A 20,062-nucleotide genomic window follows, 5' to 3' on the forward strand; every position below is an offset into this window, starting at 1 on the left:
CCATCCACCCGACCATCAGAGCACTCCCAGGTGTCCGCAGCGTCCCCCCTTCGACGCGCGGCGCGTCAATCCTTCGGGAACCATCACAGGGTGAGCACAGCCATCCCGGGTCCTGCCGACGTCGTGGTCGTGGGGTCGGGTTCCGGCGGGAAGATGGTCGCCCAGCAGCTGGCGCAGGCCGGCCGGCGCGTCGTGCTCGTCGAACGCGGGTACGTCGGCGGGTTCTGCCCGTTCCTCGCCTGCGTCCCGGCGAAGTCCCTCCTGCTGTCGGCCCGCGCCGGACTGTCCTGGGTGGCCGCCCGCGCCGTGCGCGACGAGGCCGCCTCCCACCGGGACGACGCCGGCGCCGCGGCCCAGCTCGTGGACGACGGGGTGGAGGTGGTGCGCGGCTCGGCGACCCGCATCGCCCCCGGTCGGGTGGACGTCGAGCTCCACGAGGGCGGAAGGCGCACCGTCGAGGCCGCGCACGTCGTCGTCGGCACGGGCAGCGCCTCGGTGCGCCCCCCGCTGCCCGGGCTCGACGGCGCCGCGACGTGGACGTCGGAGGAGGCGCTGGCCGCGACGGAACTGCCGCACCGCCTCGTCGTCCTCGGGGGCGGTCCGGTGGCCGTCGAACTCGCGCAGGCCTACCGCGGGCTGGGGAGCGCGGTGACCCTCGTGCAGCGCGGCCCGCACCTGCTCTCCCGCGAACCGTCGTGGGTCGGCGACGTGCTGGCGCAGGCGCTGACCGCGGACGGCGTCGACGTCCGGACGGGCGACCCGGCGGCCGCCGTGGAGGGCGGTGTCCTCCGGTTGGAGTCCGGCGCCTCGCTGCCGTTCGACCGGTTGCTCCTCGCGACGGGTCGCACACCCGTCACCGAGGGGTTCGGGTTCCCGTCCGACTGGCTGACCGGGAAGGGCGCGCTGCGCACCGACGCCCGCTGCCGCGTGGTCGGTGACGACGGCCCCGTGGAGGGCCTGTTCGCCGTCGGTGACGTGACGGGGATCGCCGACTACACCCACACCGCCAACCACCAGGCCCGCACCGTCGTCGGGGAACTCCTGGGCCACGGCCGGGACGCCGACTACTCCGCAGTCCCCCGTGCCGTCTACACCGACCCGGCCGTGTTCTCGGTCGGCGTCACCTCCGGCGCCCGGTCGGCGCGCTTCGACGTCGGGGAGGTGGAACGCGCCACCCTCGTCGAGCTCTCCGAGGGCCGGTCCGTCACCGGGGCGGTCGAGCTGTTCGCCGACGAGGCCGGCGTCCTCGTCGGTGCGGCGTGCGTCGGGCCCGCCGCGGACTCCTGGGGCGCCGAACTCGCCCTCGCCGTCCGCGCCCGCCTCGACGTCGACCTCCTGTGGCACCACGTGCGCGCGTTCCCGACGTGGTCGGAGGCCATCTTCCCCGCGCTGGAGGAGCTGCGCGGCTGAGGTGTACGGACGACTGCCACGCCGCTCTCGATCGGTACGTTCCGACCCACCCACCTGCGCTGGACGGGTCGGAACGTACCGATCGAGCAGGGTCAGTCCCCGAGGTCGAGGCTCGAGACGGCGAACCGGTCTCGCAGGAACAACCCGTTGACGACGAGCGCGGACGCGTCCTGCCGGACGGCGGCGTCGTGCATCGCGGTGACCGCGTCGAGGAGCACGGTGAGCTGGTCCTGCAGCAACTCCTCCGGGGTGCGCGCCCCGGCGACGTCGGCGCGGCCGGCCCAGTCCGGCGGCAGCACGGCGAAGGCGCGGAGGGTGTCGGGGAGGTAGTGCACGGCCGTCCGCTCGACGGCGAGGCGGGCGTCGGAGCCCTGCGCGGTGCGGGTGAGAGTGTCGGCGAGGAGTTCGGCGATCCGGGCCACCAGGGTGGCGGCGGCCGCGGGCAGCAGGTCCGCCGCGCGCGCCGGCAGCGACCGCAGGCTCTCGACGGGGTCGGCCTCCTCGACCCGCAGGACGTCGGCGCGCGGCGACAACCCCAGGGCCACGAGGGCCCGGGCCGCCGCCGCGGTGTCGCCCGCCGCGGCCGCGGTGACGTCCGCGACGCCCACCGCGAGCAGTTCCAGGAACTCCCCCACGGCCACGTCGCGGCGGGCGATGGTGACACCCCGGACGACGCGCTCGACACCCGCGGCGAGTCCCGTGCCGTTGGCGCGCAGGGTGAGCGCCGCGGCGGGGAGTTCCACGCGCACGCTGCGCAGCCCCCCGGGGCGCCCGGCGATCCGGTCACCGACGGACCGGTGCCGTTCCAGCGTGAGGGCCCCGGTGTCGGGAAGCGCGGCGGAGAGCGCGCTCGCGAGGCGTTCCAGGAAGGCGGCCGGGTCCTCCCCCGGCCCGGGGAGCACGGTCGCCGGGGTCACCACCGACCGTCCGTGAGCGGCAGCACGAGCGAGGGTTTCGCGATCGTGTGGTCGGCACGCAGCGGGCGGACGGCGGTGCCGATCGCGAAGAACTCCGTCGTGTGCCCGCCCCAGCGGTGCGGCAGCGACAGCAGCTGCACCCCGACGATCCCCTCGGCCCGCAACTGCTCGGCCTCGGCCTGCATCCGGCTCATCGCCAGTTCGCGCGCGTCGTAGAGCGCCTCGGTGAACTGCTCGATCTCGACGTTCGCCCCGACGGTGCTCATCGAGGCCAGCACCCCGCGGTGGGCGATGTGGTAGACGCAGGTCCCCATGACGAGCCCCAGCGGCGCGTACCCGGCCTGCACGAGCGTCCAGAAGTCCTGGCCGGACAGGTCCGAGGTGAACGGCAGCCCGTGGTGGGTCCGCCACGTCCCCGTGGGCGGCGGGGCGTCGGCCACGACGGCGGTGCCCACGGCGATGAACTCGGCGATGTCGTTGCCGTACTCCTTGAACTCGATCTCCAGGCGCACCCCGACGATCCCGTCGGCGCCGAGTTCGGCGGCCTCGGCCTCCATGCGGGTCATCGCCAGTTCCCGCGCGTGGTACATCGCCTGCGTGAGCTTGTCCATCTCCATGTTCTTGCTCCACCGGCCCACCTGCAGACCCACGTGGTAGACGCTGGACCCCAGGACGAGACCGACGGGACGGAACCCGGCCTCGCGCACGAGGAGGAACTCGTTGACGGACAGGTCGGACGTGAACAGCGCCCGACCGTGGTCACCGCGCATCCCGGCCAGCCGCTCCCGGGCGTCGGCGGGCAGGTGGACGTCGGCGAGCGGCGGGACGTCGGGCGGCGGGACGTCGGGCGGCGGGGTCACGGGGTCTCCAGGGTCAGCGGTTCAGGGGCAGGACGGTCAGGACGCGGCGGCCCGCGGTGGAGGTGGCCCGGGCGGACGGGTCGCGCTGGAGCAGGGTTCCGGTGAAGACGGCCTCGGCGTGCAGGTCCTTCGCGTTGCCGTTGCAGACGGTCTCGAAGCTCGTCAGCCCGATCCCGCTCACCACGACCTGACCGCCGCCGTCGGTGTGCCGGCGGGCGTCCGCGGCCAGGCGGCGACGGGCGTCGGCGCGGGCCCGCGTCACCAGTTCGGTGAGACCGTCGACCTCCTGCCCGCTCCAGCTCATCCGCTGCTGGGAGAGCAGCGGGTCCTCGTGCTTCGTGGCCACGGACAGGCCCAGCAGGAGGGCGCGGGGGGCGACGCCGGACTGCAGGGCCGCGGCGCAGTCCTCGGCGGTGAGGTCGGTGGCCCACGGGGACGTCGGCGGGGGCGCGGTGCGGGCGACGGTGCGCACGGCGGTCCCCGTGGCGGTGAACTCGACGGCCGTGCCCTGCAGGGTGGAACGGCGGACGACGACGCCGACGACACCGTCCGCCTCGAGGGCCGCGGCCTCGAGCAGCATGCGGTGCAGCGCCCCGTGCCAGGCACCCTCGACGGCGCGGACGTACGGGCCGGACCCGTTGCGGTTGCCGCCCGGGTCACCCGTCGTCACGACCGGGGAGGTCCACCCCCAGCCGCCGGGGCCGATCCCGCCCATCCCGGACCAGTTGCCGCACAGGCCGCCGGTCCAGCCGATGTTCTGCACGAGGCAGCCGAACACCTCCCCCGCCGGGACGAGCCCGGCCGCCGCGACCGCCGCGGCGGCGGGCGCGGACAGGAAGGAACCGGTGGCGCCGCTCGCCCGCTGGCGCGCGACACGGGCGGCTGCCGCCGGCGGCAGCCCACCCACCCACGCGCTCACGGGAGCGCCACCACGGACCAGGAGGCCATGACCTCACCGTAGGACTCCCCAGCCCCACCCCGAGGGGATCGACGGGAACTCCCAGCCGATCGGCAGCCAGGCGGCAGGGAACCCTCAGGCGCTGTACACGGCCACGACGGGAGCGTGGTCGGAGAACCGCTCGGCGTAGCTGGGCGCGCGGTCGGTCTCCACCGTCCGCAACCGCTCCGCCAGCCCGGGCGTCACGAGCTGGTAGTCGATGCGCCAGCCGGTGTCGTTGTCGAAGGCCTGCCCCCGCCAGGACCACCAGGCGAAGGGACCGTCGACGTCGCCGGCGACCTTGCGCTGGGTGTCGACCCAGCCGAGGCCGTCGAACCAGTGGTCGAAGTGGGCGCGCTCGTCCTCGAGGAAACCCGCCTTGCCCCGGTTGCCCTTCCAGTTCTTGATGTCGCGCTCGGTGTGGCCGATGTTGAGGTCACCCGCGACGAGGGCCTCGCGTCCCGTGACGGCCGCGGCCTTCCCGAGTTCGGCCAGCCGGACGTCCATGGCGTCGAGGAACCGGTACTTGTCGTCCTGCTGCGGGGTGCCGACCTCGCCGGAGTGGACGTAGGCGCTGACGAACGTCACGGGCCCGACGGCGGTGTCGACGTCGACCTCGATCCAGCGGCCGGAGTCGGAGAAGTGGGGGTCGTGCGCGAACCCGATCCGGACGGCGGAGAACTCCCGCGTCGACGCGATCGCGACACCGGCGCGCCCCTTCGCCGCGGCCTCGGTGTGCGCCACGTGCTCGAACCCCGGCAGGGCCTTGCGCAGTTCGGCGTCGGGGGCGCGGACCTCCTGCAGCAGCACGACGTCCGGGTCGCGGGACTCGAGCCACGGCTGCATCCCGCGGCGGACCGCGGCGCGCACCCCGTTCACGTTGACGGTCGCGACGGTGAGCTTCTTCTTCCTCGGGGCCACGCGGGAAAGCTACCTGACCCCTCGGACACGAGGGGTCAGGCAGCGCGTCAGCGCAGGCCGGCCGCGCGCTCGGCGGACTCGACGACGTTCGTCAACAGCAGCGCGCGCGTCATCGGCCCGACCCCACCGGGGTTGGGCGCCATGAAACCCGCGACCTCGGCGACGTCCAGCGCGATGTCCCCCGCCAGCACGTTCTTCCCCGTGGCCTCGTCGAACACCCGGGAGACGCCGACGTCGAGCACCGCGGCACCCGGCTTGACGTCCGCCTTCGTCACGAGCCCGGGAACCCCCGCCGCGGCGACGACGACGTCGGCCCGCCGCAGGTGCTCGGACAGGTTCTTCGTCCCGGTGTGGCACAACGTCACCGTCGCGTTCGGGTGCCGCCGGGTGAGCAGCAGTCCGATCGGGCGGCCGACCGTCACCCCGCGCCCGACGACGACGACCTCGGCCCCGTCGAGGGGGACGTCGTGCCGCAGCAGCAGGTCGATGACCCCCCGCGGTGTGCAGGGCAGCGGGGAGGTGATCTCCTCGCGCACCCGCAGCACGAGCCGGCCGAGGTTCGTCGGGTGCAGGCCGTCGGCGTCCTTGTCGGGGTCGACGGCCTCGAGCACGCGGTTGGCGTCGATCCCTGCCGGCAGCGGGAGCTGGACGATGAACCCGGTGCAGGCGGGGTCGGCGTTGAGCCGGGCGATCTCGGACTCGATCTCGGCCTGCGTCGCCGTGGCGGGCAGTTCGACGCGGATCGACTCGATCCCCACCTCGGCGCAGTCGCGGTGCTTGCCGCGCACGTAGCTGGCCGACCCGGGGTCGTCGCCCACGAGCACCGTGCCGAGACCCGGCACGACACCCCGGGCGCGCAGCACGGCGACGCGTTCGGCGAGGTCCGCCTTCACCGCCGCCGCAGCGGCCTTGCCGTCGAGGACGACCGCGGTCACAGGACACCCTGGTTCGAGGGGTACAGCGGGAACTCCGCCGTGAGCTTGGCGACCCGGGCGCGCAGCGCGTCGGCGTCGAACTCGGGCTTGAGGGCCTGCGCGATGACGTCGGCGACCTCGGTGAACTCGGCCGCGCCGAAACCGCGCGTGGCCAGGGCCGGGGTGCCGATGCGCAGCCCGGAGGTCACCATCGGCGGCCGCGGGTCGAACGGCACGGCGTTGCGGTTCACGGTGATGCCGACCTCGTGCAGCCGGTCCTCGGCCTGCTGGCCGTCGAGCTTGCTGTCCCGCAGGTCGACCAGGACGAGGTGGACGTCGGTGCCGCCGGTGAGGACGGACACGCCGGCCTCGGCGACGTCGGGCGCGGTGAGGCGCTCGGCGACGATCCGCGCACCCTCGAGGGTGCGGCGCTGGCGCTCGGCGAACTCCTCCGAGCCGGCCACCTTGAAGGCGACGGCCTTGGCCGCGATGACGTGCATGAGCGGGCCGCCCTGCTGGCCCGGGAACACCGCGGAGTCGACCTTCTTGGCGAACTCCTGACGCGTGAGGATGAGGCCGGAGCGCGGCCCCGCGAGCGTCTTGTGCACCGTGGAGGTGACGACGTCGGCCTGCGGGACCGGCGAGGGGTGCAGACCCGCGGCGACGAGGCCCGCGAAGTGGGCCATGTCGACCATGAGGTGCGCGCCCACCTCGTCGGCGATCTCGCGGAACGCGGCGAAGTCGAGCTGGCGGGGGTAGGCCGACCAGCCGGCGATGATGAGCTTGGGACGGGCCTGCAGCGCGGTGGCCCGCACGACGTCCATGTCGACGCGGAACGTCTGCGGGTCCACGCCGTAGGACGACACGTCGTACATGCGGCCGGAGAAGTTGATCTTCATGCCGTGCGTGAGGTGGCCGCCGTGGGCCAGCTCCAGGCCCAGGATGCCGTCGCCGCCGCGGATGAAGGCGTGCATGGCGGCCGCGTTCGCGGTGGCGCCGGAGTGCGGCTGCACGTTGGCGTGCTCGGCGCCGAACAGGTCCTTGGCGCGGGTGCGGGCGAGCTCCTCGGCCACGTCGACGTGCTCGCAGCCGCCGTAGTAGCGCTTGCCGGGATAGCCCTCGGCGTACTTGTTCGTCAGGACGGACCCCTGCGCCTCGAGCACCGAGCGCGGCGCGAAGTTCTCGCTCGCGATCATCTCGAGGGTGTCGCGCTGACGGCCGAGCTCGGCGTCGAGCACGGCGGCGATCTCGGGGTCCACCTCGGCGAGGGGACGGTCGGTCACACCGGACGTGCCGGTGCTGCGGATGGGCTGGACGTCGGTCACGGTCGCTCCTCGTACGGCGGGCGGTGGTGGCGACGCGGAGCCCAGGCGGACGACCCCGTGAACGGCGGACCCCAGCACGCAGGGCCCGTTGCCGCTCCCCGGTGGTGACCCACCTCGACGCCAGTCGCGGCCCGGCCAGGTTAGCCCAGGGACACGGCGCCGAGCGATGCCGTCACCGGATCAGCGCGCGATGGCCGCGTCCAGGACGGTGCGCATCTTCGCCGCGGTCTCGGCGACCTCGGCGTCCGGGTCGGAACCGTCGACGATGCCGGCGCCCGCGAAGATCCGCAGCGTCCGCCCCTGCACCTCGGCGCAGCGCACCGCGACGACCCACTCGCCGTCGCCGTGCACGTCCTGCCAGCCGACGGCCCCGGCGTAGCAGCCGCGGTCCAGGCCCTCGACCTCGCGGATGACGTCGAGCGCGGCGGCCCGAGGGGAGCCGCCGACGGCCGGGGTCGGGTGCAGCGCGGCGACGAGGTCGACCGACGTCGTGTCGGTGTCGTTGAGCAGCGCCGTGATGCGCGTCGCGAGGTGCCAGACCGCGGGGGTGGCGACGAGCTCGGGCTCGGGGGCGTTCACCTGGCGGCAGAACGGGGCGAGCGACTCGACCACGGCGTCGACGACGAACCGGTGCTCGCGGCGGTCCTTGTCGGAGGCCATGAGCGCGTCGGCCCGGCGCATGTCCTCGTCCGGCTCCGGGGAACGGGCGATGGAACCGGCCAGGGGACGCAGCAGCACGCTCGGCCCCCGTCGGCGCAGCAGCAGCTCCGGGCTGGCACCGACGAGCCAGCGCCCCCGGGCGTCGGCGGGGTCGTCGAGGGGCACGGCGAGCGCGGTGGCGGCCGGGTTGCGTCCGCTGAGCGCGGCCAGCAGGTCCGGCACCGACCAGTCGTCGAGCGCCTCCAGCTCCAGGGTGCGGGCCAGCACGACCTTCTGCAGGTCCCCCGCGTGGATGCGGGCCAGACCGGCGCGGACGGTGTCGGCGTACCCCGCGGGCGAGGGCACGGGACGGCTTCGGGCCACCGTGGACGGCCGGGAGGAGCCGGCCAGGGGGAGGGGCAGCGGGCCCGGTGTGCGTTCCGCGAGGCCGAGGCGCAGGGCCCCGCGGGCCGCGAGGTCGAAGGGCACCGCACCGGCCGCGATGACGCCGGCGTCGGCCCCGTCGAGGGCGGCGGTGGTGCGGCGCAGCTGCTCCAGGCCCGAGCCGCCGGGGACGAGGGGGCGGGGGCCGGTCTGCACGAGCGTCGACTTCTCGCCGGAGAAGACGGTGGCGCCCGCGCGCACGGCCAGTGCTACCGCTTCGGGTTCTGCCACGGCGCCACCCTAGGCTTCCCCGTGTGACACCGCGTCCGAGGGTCCTGACCCTGTCCTGCCCCGACCGTCCCGGCATCGTCCACGCGGTGACGGGAGCCCTCGTCGCGCTCGACGCGAACATCACCGAGAGCCAGCAGTACGGCGACCCGGACACCGGGTTGTTCACCATGCGGGTCGCCTTCGACGCGACCGCGAGCGAGGAGGCGCTGCGCGCCAACCTCGAGGTCGTGGCCCACCGCTTCGACCTCGCGTGGACGCTGTCGGCCGCCGACGAGCCGCTGCCGACCCTCGTCATGTGCTCCAAGCAGGGCCACTGCCTGAACGACCTGCTGTTCCGGCACCGCTCGGGGCACCTGCCCGTCGACATCCGCGCCGTGGTGTCCAACCACACCGACCTCGCGCCGCTGGCGGAGTTCTACGGCATCCCCTTCGTCCACGTGCCCGTCGTGACGGGGGACGCGGCGTCCAAGGCCGCCGGCGAGGCCCGCCTGCTGGACCTCGTGCAGGAGTTCGGCGCCGAGCTCGTCGTCCTCGCCCGGTACATGCAGGTGCTCTCGGACGACTTGTGCCGCAGCCTGTCGGGGCGCGCCATCAACATCCACCACTCGTTCCTGCCCAGCTTCAAGGGCGCCCGTCCCTACCACCAGGCGCACGCGCGCGGGGTGAAGATCATCGGGGCGACGGCGCACTACGTGACGGCCGACCTCGACGAGGGGCCGATCATCGAGCAGGAGATCGAACGCGTCGACCACCGCGCGACGGCGGCCGAGCTGGTCCGGCTCGGGCAGGACGTCGAGGCGCGGACGCTGGCCCGCGCCGTGCGCTGGCACGCCGAGCAGCGCGTGCTGCTCGACGGGAACCGCACCGTCGTCTTCCGCTGACCCGCCGCTCACCGCACGTCACCCTGCGTCGCGCCTCGCGCGCTCGGGGGCCGGATCGTGGGGCCCTCGCTGTCGTTCATCGAGAGCGAGGGTTCAACGATCCCCACCCCGCGACGCGCAGCCGGCCCGCGTCGGGCCCGGCGGGCTACAGCCAGCCGCGCCGCCTGAAGATGACGTACAGCGTGACGCTGAGGCCGAGCATGAGCAGCAGCGCCAGCGGGTAGCCGTACCGCCACTGCAGTTCGGGCATGTGCGTGAAGTTCATGCCGTAGACGCCGCCGACGAGGCTGGGCGCGAAGAGGATCGCCGCCCAGGAGGAGATCTTCTTGACCTCCTCGCTCTGGGCGAAGCTCGCCTCGGTCATGGCCTGCATCTCCTCGTTCTGCCGCTGCCCGACGAGGGTCGCGTTCACGGTGAGGATGTCGCGCAACTGGCTGCGGTAGTTCTCGATGCGCTCGACGGCGACGGTGACGTGGTCGGCGACGTCGCGCAGGTAGCGCTGCAGCTCCTCGTCGACGCGGTACTTCTGGAAACCCCCGGTGAGGCCGGTGAGGATCGCGGTCAGGGGCGTGACGGCCCGCTGGAAGTCGGAGACCTCCTGCGACAGTTCGTAGATGCGCCGCGAGACGGTGGGGTCGCCGCTGAAGACCTGCGTCTCGATCTCGTCGATGTCGTTCTCCAGCCCCTTCAGGACCGGCAGGTAGCCGTCGACGACGGCGTCGAGGATGGCGTACAGGATCGCCTCGGTGCCCAGCCGCAGCAGGTCGGGATCGGCCTCCATGCGCTTGCGCACCTCGGCCAGGCTCGGGGACTCCGCGTGCCGGACGGTGAGCACGAAGTCGGCGCCGATGAACAGGTGCAGCTCGCCGAACTCCACCTCCTCGGTCTCGTCCACGTACCGGGCCGCGCGCAGCACGACGAACAGGGTCGAGCCGTACCGCTCGAGCTTGGGCCGCTGGTGGGCCAGGACGGCGTCCTCGACGGCCAGCTCGTGCAGGTCGAACTCGGCCGCGAGGGAGTTCAGCTCCTCCGCCGCGGGGCGGTACAACCCCATCCAGGCGACGCGCCCCTCCTCCTCCCGCAGCGCCGCGACGGTGCTCACGAGGTCGGTCGGGGACACCACGCGGTGCCCGTCGGCGTAGACCCCGCTGTCGATGAGGCTGCTGCCGCGCGTCATGGCGACGGTCGGGATCGCCCCGTCCTGGGCCAGGTTGCGGGACGGGGCCATGCCGCGACGTCCCATCGACGGCAACGGCAGACGGCGTCGGGGCATGGGGAACCTCCCTGGGGGTGCGGGGCGTCGGTGCGGCGCGGGACCGGTCCAGTGTGACGGGTCCCTCGCCCCCGGTGTCCCCGCCTCGCCCCTTCCCCGCGGCGGGTGAGGTTAGCCTCTCCTCGTGATCGCACGCCTCGACCGCCGCCTGTTCCTCGGAGCCGGGGCCGGCCTCCTCCTGACCGGGTGTTCCGGCGCCTCCGCCGGCGACGCCCCCGCCACGCCCGTGACGTCCAGCGCCCCGGTGGCCGAGAGCTCCTGGGTGACGCCCCGGGAGCTGCCCGCCGGCTGGGGCAGCGGCCGGGACGACGGGGTCTTCCCACGCACGGTCGTGCACGCCGCGGGGTCGACGACGGTCCCCGCGCGCCCCACCCGCGTGGTCGTCATCTCCACCGGGCAGATGGACGCGGCGCTGACGCTGGGCGTCGTCCCGGTCGGTGCGACCGCCGGCGACGGGGCCGGCCGCGTCCCGGGGTACCTGCGGGACCGCTTCCCCGCGGACGCCGCCGCCCTGGACGCCGTCGCCGACCTCGGGACGCGCACGGAACCGAACCTCGAGGCCGTCGCGGCTCTGGCCCCCGACCTCGTGCTGGTGAACGCGAGCGCCAAGGACGGCGACGTCCTCGCTGCGCTGCAGGCGATCGCGCCGACCGTGGTCACGCAGGGCACGGGGCTGCGCTGGAAGCAGGACCTCCTGCTGCTGGCCGACGGACTGGGTCTGCGGCAGCGGGCGCAGTCGTGGCTGGACGAGCAGCACGGACGCGCGGCGGCGCTCGCCCCGGACCCCTCCCCCACCGTGTCGTTCCTGCGCCGCAACGGCGACCGCGTCCGCGTCTTCGGGGTCGCCTCCTTCAGCGGGTCCGTCGCCGAGGACGCGGGGCTGGCCCGGCCGCCGGCCCAGAGCTTCACCGACGACACGTCCCGCGACCTCAGCGCGGAGCAGCTCGACCTCGCCGACGCCGACCACCTGCTCTTCGGCGTCCAGGGCGGCGACGCCGCGGAACTGACGTCGCTGCCGACCTGGGGCGACCTCGGCGCGGTCCGCGCGGGCCGGGCCGTCCAGGTCGACGACGACGCGTTCTTCCTCAACACGGGCCCGACGGCCGCGCGGATCGTGCTCGAGGAGCTCGAACGCGTCGTCGGGTAGGCCCGTGCCGGGTGGGCCTCAGAGCAGCTGCGCGCTCAGCCGGTCGACGAGGTCGGGGGCCGCGCCGTGGGCGAGCGCCCAGCCCCCGGTCCCGCCCTCGTGGCGGTCCCACACGTCCAGGACCGCGGCCAGGGCCTGCGTGGGCGCCGTGAAGTACTCCGGGGGCAGCGTCGACAGGTCCGCACCCGGGGGCAGCGGCGACGTCGCGAGGAGCCGGCGCATGACGTCGGGCATCGCGGCGGTGGTCAGCGCGAAGTCCGCGAGCACCGCCTCCCGGGACACCCCGACCAGGCGCAGCACGAGGGCGACGACGAGCCCGGTCCGGTCCTTCCCGGCCGCGCAGTGCACGAGGACGGGCGCGGGCGAGCCGGCGACCAGCTCGGTCGCGCGCAGCAGCCCCGTCCCCGGCTCCAGCATCCCGAGGTAGACCTCCTCGAGGGTGCGCCGCCGTTCGGCCAGGGCCTCGGGGTCCCCGGCGTGGTCGAGCAGCGGCACGGAGTGGACCTGCGTCCCCGGCAGCCGCAGCGGGTGCCCGTCACCGGGGACCTCCGCCGCCGAGCGCAGGTCCACGACGGTGGCCGGCGGCCACGCGTCGACCTCCCGCGGCGGGCCGTCCCCGGCCACCGGCTGGGCACTGCGCCACAGGACCCCCGGCCGCAGCCGCGGGTCGGTGTGCGCGACGTCGCGCAGGTTCGCGACCTGGTCCAGCGGTTCGGGGTCCAGCGGTTCGGGGTCCAGCGGTTCGGGGTCCAGCGGTTCGGGGTCCAGCGGTCCGCTCACCGCGTCCGTCCCTGCGCGAGGGTGCCGACGAACCCCGCGAGGAACCGCGCCCGGTCCACCTCGACGACGGCCGTGGCCGGCCGCAGCGCGATCTCCTGCGGCAGCGCGGCGGGCGTGCCGTCGGGCAGTTCCAGCAGCCGCGCGCGGGTCGCGAACCCGTTGGTGGTGACGGCCGCCGGGGCGCTGACGCGCCGCAGGACGAGGGAGGGGTCGGCGACGACGGCCGCGGCGAGCGGGTCGTGCACGGGCGCGACGTTCCGGCCCCACTCGTGGACGTAGAACCGGTGGTACGCGTCGAGGGCATCGGCGGCGAACGTCCCCCACGCCGTCCCGGCGTGCCGCAGCGAGGACGTCATGGCCTCGTCGAGGACGACGGTCCCGGTCACGTCGACGCCGACCATCGTCACGGTGTCGTCCGCGGGCCGGTCGGCCGCGAAGACCGCGTGGGCTGCGTCGGGGTCGTTCTGGACGTTGGCGTCGACCATGAGCGAGCGCCCCAGCGGTTGGTAGGGACCGGAACCGCCCATGAGCGTCAGGGACCGCACCTTGAAGAGGAACCGCGGGTCCAGGCGCAGCGCGAGGGCGATGTTCGTCAGGGGCCCGAGCGCGAGGACGTCGTAGCGGCCGGGGTCGGCGTCCGCGAGCGCCACGAGGCGCTCGGCGGCGGAGTCCGGCGTCGTCGCGGGGTCGGGCCGGTCCAGCCCGAGGTCCCCGAGACCGTCGTTCCCGTGGACGTACCCGGCGATGTGGGCCTCCCCCACGAGCGGCCCCGCGGCCCCCCGCGACAGCGGCACGTCGTCCAGCCCGGCCAGCCGCAGCACGTACGCGGCGTTGCGCAGCGAGTCCTCCACGACGCAGTTGCCGTACACCGTGGTGACGGCGGCGATGTCGGCGTGCGGGGACCCGGCGAGCAGCAGCAGGGCGAGGGCGTCGTCGAGGCCGGTGTCGGTGTCCACGACGACCTGGCGGCGGGGGGTGTCGGTCACGGGGCCCACCCTAGGGACCGCCCGGTGGCGCGCGGCGGGACGTGCCGACAGGCTGGCGCGCATGAGGTGCGGGCTGTGAGGTACCGGGACGACGCGAGCCTGGACGCGGGCGGTGTGGAGGACCGCCGGCGTGGAGGCGGCGGCCGGACCGTCGCCATCGGCGGCGGTGGGCTGGGGATCGTGGGGATCCTCGTCCTCGTCCTGTTCCAGGTGCTGGGCGGCACCGACCCGACGCAGCAGGCGGGGTCGACCCTCGACCAGCTCGGGTCCGGCCAGACCGTCGACGACGGTCAGCTCGCCCAGGAGTGCCGGACGGGTGCGGACGCGAACGCCCGCCGGGAGTGCGCCGTGGTCGCCGACATCGAGTCCATCCAGGACTACTGGGGCGGTGTCCTGGGCTCGACCTACGTCCCGACGCGGACGGTGTACTTCTCCGGTGCGACGCAGACCGGCTGCGGGGCAGCCTCGTCGGGCACGGGGCCGTTCTACTGCCCGGCCGACCAGCGGGTGTACCTCGACCTGTCCTTCTTCGACGAACTGCGGCAGCGGTTCGGCGCCGAGGGCGGGACGTTCGTCGACGCCTACGTCGTCGCGCACGAGTACGGCCACCACGTCCAGCACCTGCTCGGGACGACCGACCAGGTGCAACCCGGTGAGACCGGACCCACGAGCGGCAGCGTCCGGCTGGAACTCCAGGCCGACTGCTACGCCGGCACCTGGGCCAACCACGCGACGACCGTCCCCGACGACTCCGGCGCCCCGCTGATCTCCGAACTCACCCAGGACGACGTCGACCGCGCCCTGGACGCCGCGGCCCGCATCGGGGACGACTTCATCCAGACGAACCTCGGGGACGGCACGACCGACCCTGACAGCTACTCGCACGGCACCTCGCAGCAGCGGCAGCGCTGGTTCACACAGGGGTTGCGGACGGGCGACCCCCGGCAGTGCGACACGTTCGCGGCGAGCGACCTGGGGTAGTCCCGGGCGGCCTCGGGGCCTCAGCCGTGCAGCCGCCGGTACGTCGCGGCCGCGGCGGGGTGCAGGGGGACGGACCCCACGGCGACGAGCGAGGCCTGGTCCAGGTACTGCGTCCCGAGGGCCGTGGAGGGCACGAGGTCACCGGCCCGTTCGACGAGCACCTCGACGACCCGCGCCACGACGTCCTGCGCCAGCTCGGCCCGGGCGAGCAGGAGGTTCGACACCCCGACGGTCCCCGTCCGCGCGCCCGTCGCCCCGTAGGCGCCCGCGGGCACCCGGACGGCCCGGTACACCTCCCCCCAGCGCGCCCGCAGCCCCCCGACGAGGCCGTCGAGGGGCAGCAACCGGACGGGCGCCGACGACTGCGCGAGCGCGGGGGTCGGCACACCGCCGGAGAACAGAACGGCGTCGACGTCGTGGGCGGCGAGCGCCGTGACGGCCTGCCGCAGCGGGAGGGTGACCCGCTCCACGCCGACGCCGGCGAGGTCGAGCAGCCGGGTCGAGGTGAGCGCGGCGCCCGACCCGGGCGCCCCCGTCGAGACGCGGCGGCCCGCCAGCCCCGCGAGGTCCGTGGCCGGTTCGTCGGCGCGCACCACGAGCTGCAGGTAGTTCTCGTAGACCCGCCCGAGCGCCCGCAGCCCGGCGGCGGCCGGCGTCTCGGCGACGTCGGCCAGGGCCAGCCCGACCTGCTCCTCCCCCGCCTGCACGCGCGCGACGTTGTCGACGCTCCCGCCCGTCGCCACCGGCGAGGCCGGCTGACCGGCGTCGGTGAGGGCGGTGGCCAGCAACCGGCCGAACTCGGCGTAGAACCCGCCGTCCTCCCCGGCCGCCAGGCGCAGCGGCTCCGGGGACGCCGAGCACCCCGCCAGCAGGACGCCCGGCACCGCGCTCAGGAGGGCCCGCCGCGTCACCCCGCACGTCACTCCGCACCACCGGACCCGCTGGGCAGGACGACCCGGACCCGCAGCCCCCCGGCCCGCGACGTGTCCAGCGTCAGCTCGCCCCCGTGCCCGCGCACGAGCCGGTCGGCGATGGCCAGGCCCAGGCCGGTCCCGCCGCGACCGCTCCAGAACCGCTGCAGCGCAGCCGGTCGGTCCTCGACGGGAATGCCGGGACCGTCGTCGTCGACGAGGACCTCGACGACCCCGTCCGTCTCGCTCAGGGACACCTGGACCCCCGTGCCGGCGTGCCGCAGGGCGTTGTCGAGGAGCACGTCGAGGACCTGCGCGAGCTCCCCCGCCGGCCACGGCACCCACACCGCCGCCGCCGCGTCCCCCGCCGGCCCCGTGAGCGCTCTGCCGGTGTGCCGCGCGGGCAGTTCCCACGCCGCGACGCGGTCGGCGCACACCTCCAGCGGGTCGCACGACCCCGCGGGCGCCGGGCCCGCGGAGGCGACCGCGGACGCCTCGGCGGCGGCGAGCCCGAGCGTCCCGTCGAGGATCTCGCTCAGCCGGTCGACCTCCGCGAGGGCGGCCTCGTACCCGGCCCGGCCGGACCCCCCGACGTGCGGGTCCAGCGCGTCGACCCGCAACTGCAACGCCGCCAACGGGTTGCGGATCTGGTGGGCGGCCTCGGCGACGAGGTGCCGCTGCCGTTCGGCGGTCGCGGCGACCGTGTCGGCCATCGTCAGGAAGGACCGTTCCAGCGCCCGCAGTTCGCGAGGCCCGGTCTCCGGCAGGAGGCGGACGTCGCGCCCGGCCATGACGTCCCGCACGCCGTCGGCGAGGGCCTGCACGGGCCGCAGCAGCCAGCGCGCCAGCAGCAGCGCGAGCCCGGCCGCGAGCAGCGAGGCGAGGACGGCGCCGGCGGCGGTGAGAGCCCACGCCCGCGCCACGTCGTGGGCGGCGAGCGCGGGATCGGCCTGCAGGACGACGGCCCCGTCGGCGTCCGCCCCCGTCCCCACCGGCCGCCACAGCAGCACGGGGTCGCGCGACCACGGCCACAGGGCCTCGGGCACCGCGGCGGGCTGGTTGCGCAGGGCGGCGTCGACCGCGGCGGCCGTGTCGGCGCGCGCGAGGGGGTCGGACCCCAGACCCGCCGACGCGCGCACGCGCCCCCGGGCGTCGACGACCAGGACGGGTTCGCCGTAGAGCTCGTGGTGCCGGGCGACGTCCTCGGCCAGGGTCGCGGCCCCGCCCCCCGCGCTGCCCCCGCCGTCCCCCGCGACCGCCGCCGTGGCCGCGAGCCGGTCCAGGTCCCCGGTGCGGACCAGGAGGAACTGCGTCGTGCGGGCCGCCGACGTGCTGGCGGCGAGCGGGACCGCGAAGGCGGCGACGGCCAGCACGCTGAGCAGCGTCAGCACGAGCACGAGGCGACGCCGCACCGCTACTCGCCCCGCCGGACGCCGACGCCGCGGACCGCGACGGGAACGCTCACGCGTCCCACTGTGCCGCACCCCGTGCGGGACGACGAAGCCCCGCCCCCCGGCGACGGGGAGCGGGGCCGGTCGGGACGACGGCGGCGACCTCAGGCGAGGCGCGCGGCGAGGTTCTCGTCGAGCGTGCCGAGGAACTCCTCGGTGGTCTGCCAGGCCTGGTCGGGCCCGACGAGCAGCGCGAGGTCCTTCGTCATCTTGCCGCTCTCGACGGTCTTGATGACGACGTCCTCGAGGGTCTCGGCGAAACCGGTGACCTCGGGGGTGGAGTCCAGCTTGCCGCGGTGGGCCAGGCCCCGGGTCCACGCGTAGATCGACGCGATGGGGTTCGTCGAGGTCGGCTTGCCCTGCTGGTGCTGGCGGTAGTGCCGGGTCACGGTGCCGTGCGCGGCCTCCGCCTCGACGACCGAGCCGTCCGGGGTGGACAGCACCGACGTCATGAGGCCGAGCGAGCCGAAGCCCTGCGCGACGGTGTCGGACTGCACGTCGCCGTCGTAGTTCTTGCAGGCCCAGACGTACCCGCCCTCCCACTTCAGGGAGGCGGCGACCATGTCGTCGATGAGGCGGTGCTCGTACGTGATCCCGGCTGCCGCGAACTTGTCCTTGAACTCGTTCTGGAACACCTCCTCGAAGATGTCCTTGAACCGGCCGTCGTAGGCCTTGAGGATCGTGTTCTTCGTGGACAGGTACACCGGGTAGTTCCGGGCCAGGCCGTAGTTCAGCGACGCGCGGGCGAAGTCGACGATCGAGGCGTCGAGGTTGTACATCGACAGCGAGACGCCGGCCCCGGGGGCCTGGAACACCTCGTGCTCGATGGGCTCCGACCCGTCCGTCGGCGTGAAGGTCACCGTGAGGGTGCCCGCGCTCGGGAACTTGAAGTCGGTCGCGCGGTACTGGTCGCCGTAGGCGTGACGGCCGACGATGATCGGCTTCGTCCAGCCCGGCACCAGGCGCGGGATGTTGCTGATGATGATCGGCTCGCGGAAGATCACGCCGCCGAGGATGTTGCGGATCGTCCCGTTCGGGGACCGCCACATCTTCTTCAGGCCGAACTCCTCGACGCGCGCCTCGTCCGGGGTGATCGTCGCGCACTTGACGCCGACGCCGGCCTTCTGGATCGCGTGCGCCGCGTCGATCGTCACCTGGTCGTCGGTCGCGTCGCGGTGCTCGACGCCGAGGTCGTAGTACTCCAGGTCGACGTCGAGGTACGGGTGGACCAGGCGGTCCTTGATGAACTGCCAGATGATCCGGGTCATCTCGTCACCGTCGAGCTCGACGACCGGACCCTGAACCTTGATCTTGGCCACTGTGCTGTCCCCTCCGACTCCACTCCGGCTCTTTCTCGACGTCAAGCTACCGCTCCCCACCGCTCGCGCCGTCACCGCGGGGGTCGCGACGTCCCGTACGCTGCGGCTCCGTGAGCAGCCCCGAGACGTCCCCGCCGCTCGATCCCCGGACGACCGCCGGTCAGCTCGCGGCCCTGCGCGCCCGGACCGAGGCCGCCGTCGTGGCCGCTGACGAGCGCGCAGCCGCCAAGCAGCACCCCCGCGGCAAGAAGACGGCCCGCGAGCGCATCGCGGCGCTCGTGGACGAGGACTCCTTCGTCGAGCGCGGCGGCCTCGTCCGCAGCCGCGCGACGGCCTTCGGGATGGCGGCCAAGCACGTCGACGGCGACGGCGTCGTCACGGGCTACGCGACGGTCGACGGCCGCCCGGTGTGCGTCTACGCGCAGGACTTCACGGCCTTCGGCGGCTCCCTGGGCGAGGAGCACGGCGCCAAGATCGCCGAGCTGCAGGACTTCGCGGCCACCACGGGCTGCCCGGTCGTCGGGATCAACGACGGCGGCGGGGCCCGCATCCAGGAGGGCGTGGCCTCCCTCGTGCAGTACGCGCGCATCTTCCGCCGCAACGTCCACGCCTCGGGCGTCGTCCCGCAGGTCTCCCTCATCCTCGGGCCCTCGGCGGGCGGGGCCGTCTACTCCCCCGCCCTCACCGACATCACGGTGATGGTCGAGGAGACGTCGCACATGTTCGTCACGGGCCCGGACGTCATCCGGACCGTGACGGGCGAGGACGTCGGCTTCGAGGAGCTCGGCGGCGGGCGCACGCACGCCACCCGTTCCGGGGTCGCGCACCACCTCGCCGAGAGCGAGGACGAGGCCATCGAGTACGTCCGCGAGCTGCTGTCGTTCCTGCCCTCGAACAACCTGTCCGAGGCGCCGCTGCTGGCGCCGGAGCACGAGCGCGGTCTGTTCGTCGACGAGGACGACCTGGTCCTGGACACCATCGTCCCGGACTCCCCCAACCAGCCGTACGACATGGCCGCGGTCGTGGCCGCCGTCCTCGACGACGAGGTGTTCCTGCAGGTCCACGAGCTCTTCGCGCCCAACGTCCTCACGGGCTTCGGCCGCGTCGAGGGCCGGCCCGTGGGCGTCGTGGCCAACCAGCCTCAGCAGCTGGCCGGGACGCTCGACATCGACGCGTCCGAGAAGGCCGCCCGCTTCGTCCGCCTGTGCGACGCGTTCAACGTGCCCGTGCTGACCTTCGTCGACGTGCCGGGGTTCCTGCCCGGCACCGACCAGGAGTGGAACGGCATCATCCGGCGCGGCGCCAAGCTGCTCTTCGCCTACGCCGAGGCGACCGTCCCGCTCGTCACGGTCATCACGCGCAAGGCCTACGGCGGCGCCTACATCGTCATGGGCAGCAAGGAGATGGGCGCCGACGTGTGCCTGGCCTGGCCGAGCGCCCAGATCGCCGTCATGGGCGCCCAGGGGGCGGTGAACATCCTGCAGCGCAGCGCGTTGAAGGCCGCCGCCGAGAACGGCGAGGACGTCGACGCCACGCGCCGCGACCTCGTCGACGACTACGAGCTGCAGCTGGCCAACCCCTACGTGGCGGCCGAGCGCGGGTTCGTCGACGCCGTCATCGCCCCGAGCGAGACGCGCGTGCAGGTGGCCCGCGCGCTGCGGGCCCTGGCCACCAAGCGGGCCACGCTGCCCGCCAAGAAGCACGGCAACATCCCGCTGTGACGCGTCCCGACGCC

18 protein-coding genes are annotated in these 20,062 nt (G+C 74.4%); 5 read left to right on the forward strand and 13 right to left on the reverse strand.

Going from position 1 to position 20,062, the window contains the following annotated elements; all coding sequences use genetic code 11:
• The first annotated feature begins 90 nt into the window (after positions 1 to 90).
• Positions 91 to 1,410 (forward strand): NAD(P)/FAD-dependent oxidoreductase, encoded by a 1,320-nt coding sequence (locus tag AB0637_RS05915; RefSeq protein ID WP_366170286.1) that lies wholly within the window; start codon positions 91 to 93, stop codon positions 1,408 to 1,410.
• 92 nt (positions 1,411 to 1,502) lie between these two features.
• On the opposite strand, the gene AB0637_RS05920 is transcribed toward AB0637_RS05915, so the two are convergent.
• From AB0637_RS05920 to AB0637_RS05950, 7 genes are all read right to left on the reverse strand, one after another.
• Positions 1,503 to 2,330 carry a hypothetical protein gene (locus AB0637_RS05920; protein WP_366170288.1) on the reverse strand — a complete coding sequence of 276 codons (828 nt, stop codon included), beginning with the start codon at positions 2,328 to 2,330 and terminating at the stop codon, positions 1,503 to 1,505.
• Entirely contained in the window at positions 2,324 to 3,097 is a 774-nt protein-coding gene (locus AB0637_RS05925; RefSeq protein ID WP_366170516.1) for a heavy metal-binding domain-containing protein, read from the reverse strand. The genes AB0637_RS05920 and AB0637_RS05925 overlap by 7 nt, the downstream gene beginning before the upstream one ends.
• Before the next feature lie 103 nt (positions 3,098 to 3,200).
• On the reverse strand, positions 3,201 to 4,106 hold the full coding sequence (locus AB0637_RS05930) for a heavy metal-binding domain-containing protein (RefSeq protein WP_366170290.1): 906 nt from the start codon (positions 4,104 to 4,106) through the stop codon (positions 3,201 to 3,203).
• A 114-nt stretch (positions 4,107 to 4,220) separates the two neighbouring features.
• Positions 4,221 to 5,045: an exodeoxyribonuclease III gene (locus AB0637_RS05935; RefSeq protein WP_366170292.1), complete on the reverse strand. Its 825-nt coding sequence runs from the start codon at positions 5,043 to 5,045 to the stop codon at positions 4,221 to 4,223.
• 47 nt (positions 5,046 to 5,092) lie between these two features.
• Positions 5,093 to 5,980 carry a bifunctional methylenetetrahydrofolate dehydrogenase/methenyltetrahydrofolate cyclohydrolase gene (locus AB0637_RS05940; RefSeq protein WP_366170294.1) on the reverse strand — a complete coding sequence of 296 codons (888 nt, stop codon included), beginning with the start codon at positions 5,978 to 5,980 and terminating at the stop codon, positions 5,093 to 5,095.
• On the reverse strand, positions 5,977 to 7,284 hold the full coding sequence (gene glyA / locus AB0637_RS05945; RefSeq protein WP_366170296.1) for a serine hydroxymethyltransferase: 1,308 nt from the start codon (positions 7,282 to 7,284) through the stop codon (positions 5,977 to 5,979). The genes AB0637_RS05940 and glyA overlap by 4 nt, the downstream gene beginning before the upstream one ends.
• A gap of 180 nt (positions 7,285 to 7,464) precedes the next feature.
• On the reverse strand, positions 7,465 to 8,598 hold the full coding sequence (locus AB0637_RS05950) for an isochorismate synthase (RefSeq protein WP_366170298.1): 1,134 nt from the start codon (positions 8,596 to 8,598) through the stop codon (positions 7,465 to 7,467).
• A gap of 23 nt (positions 8,599 to 8,621) precedes the next feature.
• On the opposite strand from AB0637_RS05950, the gene purU reads away from it, so the two are divergent.
• A complete protein-coding gene (gene purU / locus AB0637_RS05955; protein WP_366170300.1) occupies positions 8,622 to 9,479 on the forward strand; it encodes a formyltetrahydrofolate deformylase in 858 nt (285 codons plus the stop codon).
• Between the two features lie 145 nt (positions 9,480 to 9,624).
• On the opposite strand, the gene corA is transcribed toward purU, so the two are convergent.
• A complete protein-coding gene (gene corA, locus AB0637_RS05960; RefSeq protein WP_366170518.1) occupies positions 9,625 to 10,656 on the reverse strand; it encodes a magnesium/cobalt transporter CorA in 1,032 nt (343 codons plus the stop codon).
• 220 nt (positions 10,657 to 10,876) lie between these two features.
• On the opposite strand from corA, the gene AB0637_RS05965 reads away from it, so the two are divergent.
• Positions 10,877 to 11,899, forward strand: coding sequence for an ABC transporter substrate-binding protein (locus AB0637_RS05965; protein ID WP_366170302.1), 1,023 nt, complete (start codon positions 10,877 to 10,879; stop codon positions 11,897 to 11,899).
• Between the two features lie 18 nt (positions 11,900 to 11,917).
• On the opposite strand, the gene AB0637_RS05970 is transcribed toward AB0637_RS05965, so the two are convergent.
• On the reverse strand, positions 11,918 to 12,679 hold the full coding sequence (locus AB0637_RS05970) for a tyrosine-protein phosphatase (RefSeq protein WP_366170304.1): 762 nt from the start codon (positions 12,677 to 12,679) through the stop codon (positions 11,918 to 11,920).
• Entirely contained in the window at positions 12,676 to 13,665 is a 990-nt protein-coding gene (locus AB0637_RS05975) for a nucleoside hydrolase (RefSeq protein WP_366170306.1), read from the reverse strand. The genes AB0637_RS05970 and AB0637_RS05975 overlap by 4 nt, the downstream gene beginning before the upstream one ends.
• Before the next feature lie 75 nt (positions 13,666 to 13,740).
• Here AB0637_RS05975 and AB0637_RS05980 point away from each other — a divergent pair, with 75 nt between their 5' ends.
• Positions 13,741 to 14,646, forward strand: coding sequence for a neutral zinc metallopeptidase (locus AB0637_RS05980; protein WP_366170308.1), 906 nt, complete (start codon positions 13,741 to 13,743; stop codon positions 14,644 to 14,646).
• A gap of 20 nt (positions 14,647 to 14,666) precedes the next feature.
• On the opposite strand, the gene AB0637_RS05985 is transcribed toward AB0637_RS05980, so the two are convergent.
• From AB0637_RS05985 to AB0637_RS05995, 3 genes are all read right to left on the reverse strand, one after another.
• Positions 14,667 to 15,557: a TAXI family TRAP transporter solute-binding subunit gene (locus AB0637_RS05985; RefSeq protein ID WP_366170310.1), complete on the reverse strand. Its 891-nt coding sequence runs from the start codon at positions 15,555 to 15,557 to the stop codon at positions 14,667 to 14,669.
• A gap of 8 nt (positions 15,558 to 15,565) precedes the next feature.
• Entirely contained in the window at positions 15,566 to 16,969 is a 1,404-nt protein-coding gene (locus tag AB0637_RS05990) for a HAMP domain-containing sensor histidine kinase (RefSeq protein WP_366170312.1), read from the reverse strand.
• Between the two features lie 143 nt (positions 16,970 to 17,112).
• A complete protein-coding gene (locus AB0637_RS05995; RefSeq protein ID WP_366170314.1) occupies positions 17,113 to 18,327 on the reverse strand; it encodes an NADP-dependent isocitrate dehydrogenase in 1,215 nt (404 codons plus the stop codon).
• A 110-nt stretch (positions 18,328 to 18,437) separates the two neighbouring features.
• Between AB0637_RS05995 and AB0637_RS06000 the strand changes: the two genes are divergently transcribed.
• On the forward strand, positions 18,438 to 20,048 hold the full coding sequence (locus tag AB0637_RS06000) for an acyl-CoA carboxylase subunit beta (RefSeq protein WP_366170316.1): 1,611 nt from the start codon (positions 18,438 to 18,440) through the stop codon (positions 20,046 to 20,048).
• Positions 20,049 to 20,062: the final 14 nt, after the last annotated feature.

The organism is Kineococcus sp. NPDC059986, assembly GCF_040702905.1.
In the GTDB taxonomy this organism is placed as follows: domain Bacteria; phylum Actinomycetota; class Actinomycetes; order Actinomycetales; family Kineococcaceae; genus Kineococcus.

What these genes read in the sequence shown, in the direction of transcription:
- AB0637_RS05925 (WP_366170516.1), bottom strand. Translation starts at nt 3,097, where the DNA reads ATGCGCGGTGACCACGGTCGGGCGCTGTTCACGTCCGACCTGTCCGTC.
- corA (WP_366170518.1), bottom strand. Translation starts at nt 10,656, where the DNA reads ATGACGCGCGGCAGCAGCCTCATCGACAGCGGGGTCTACGCCGACGGG.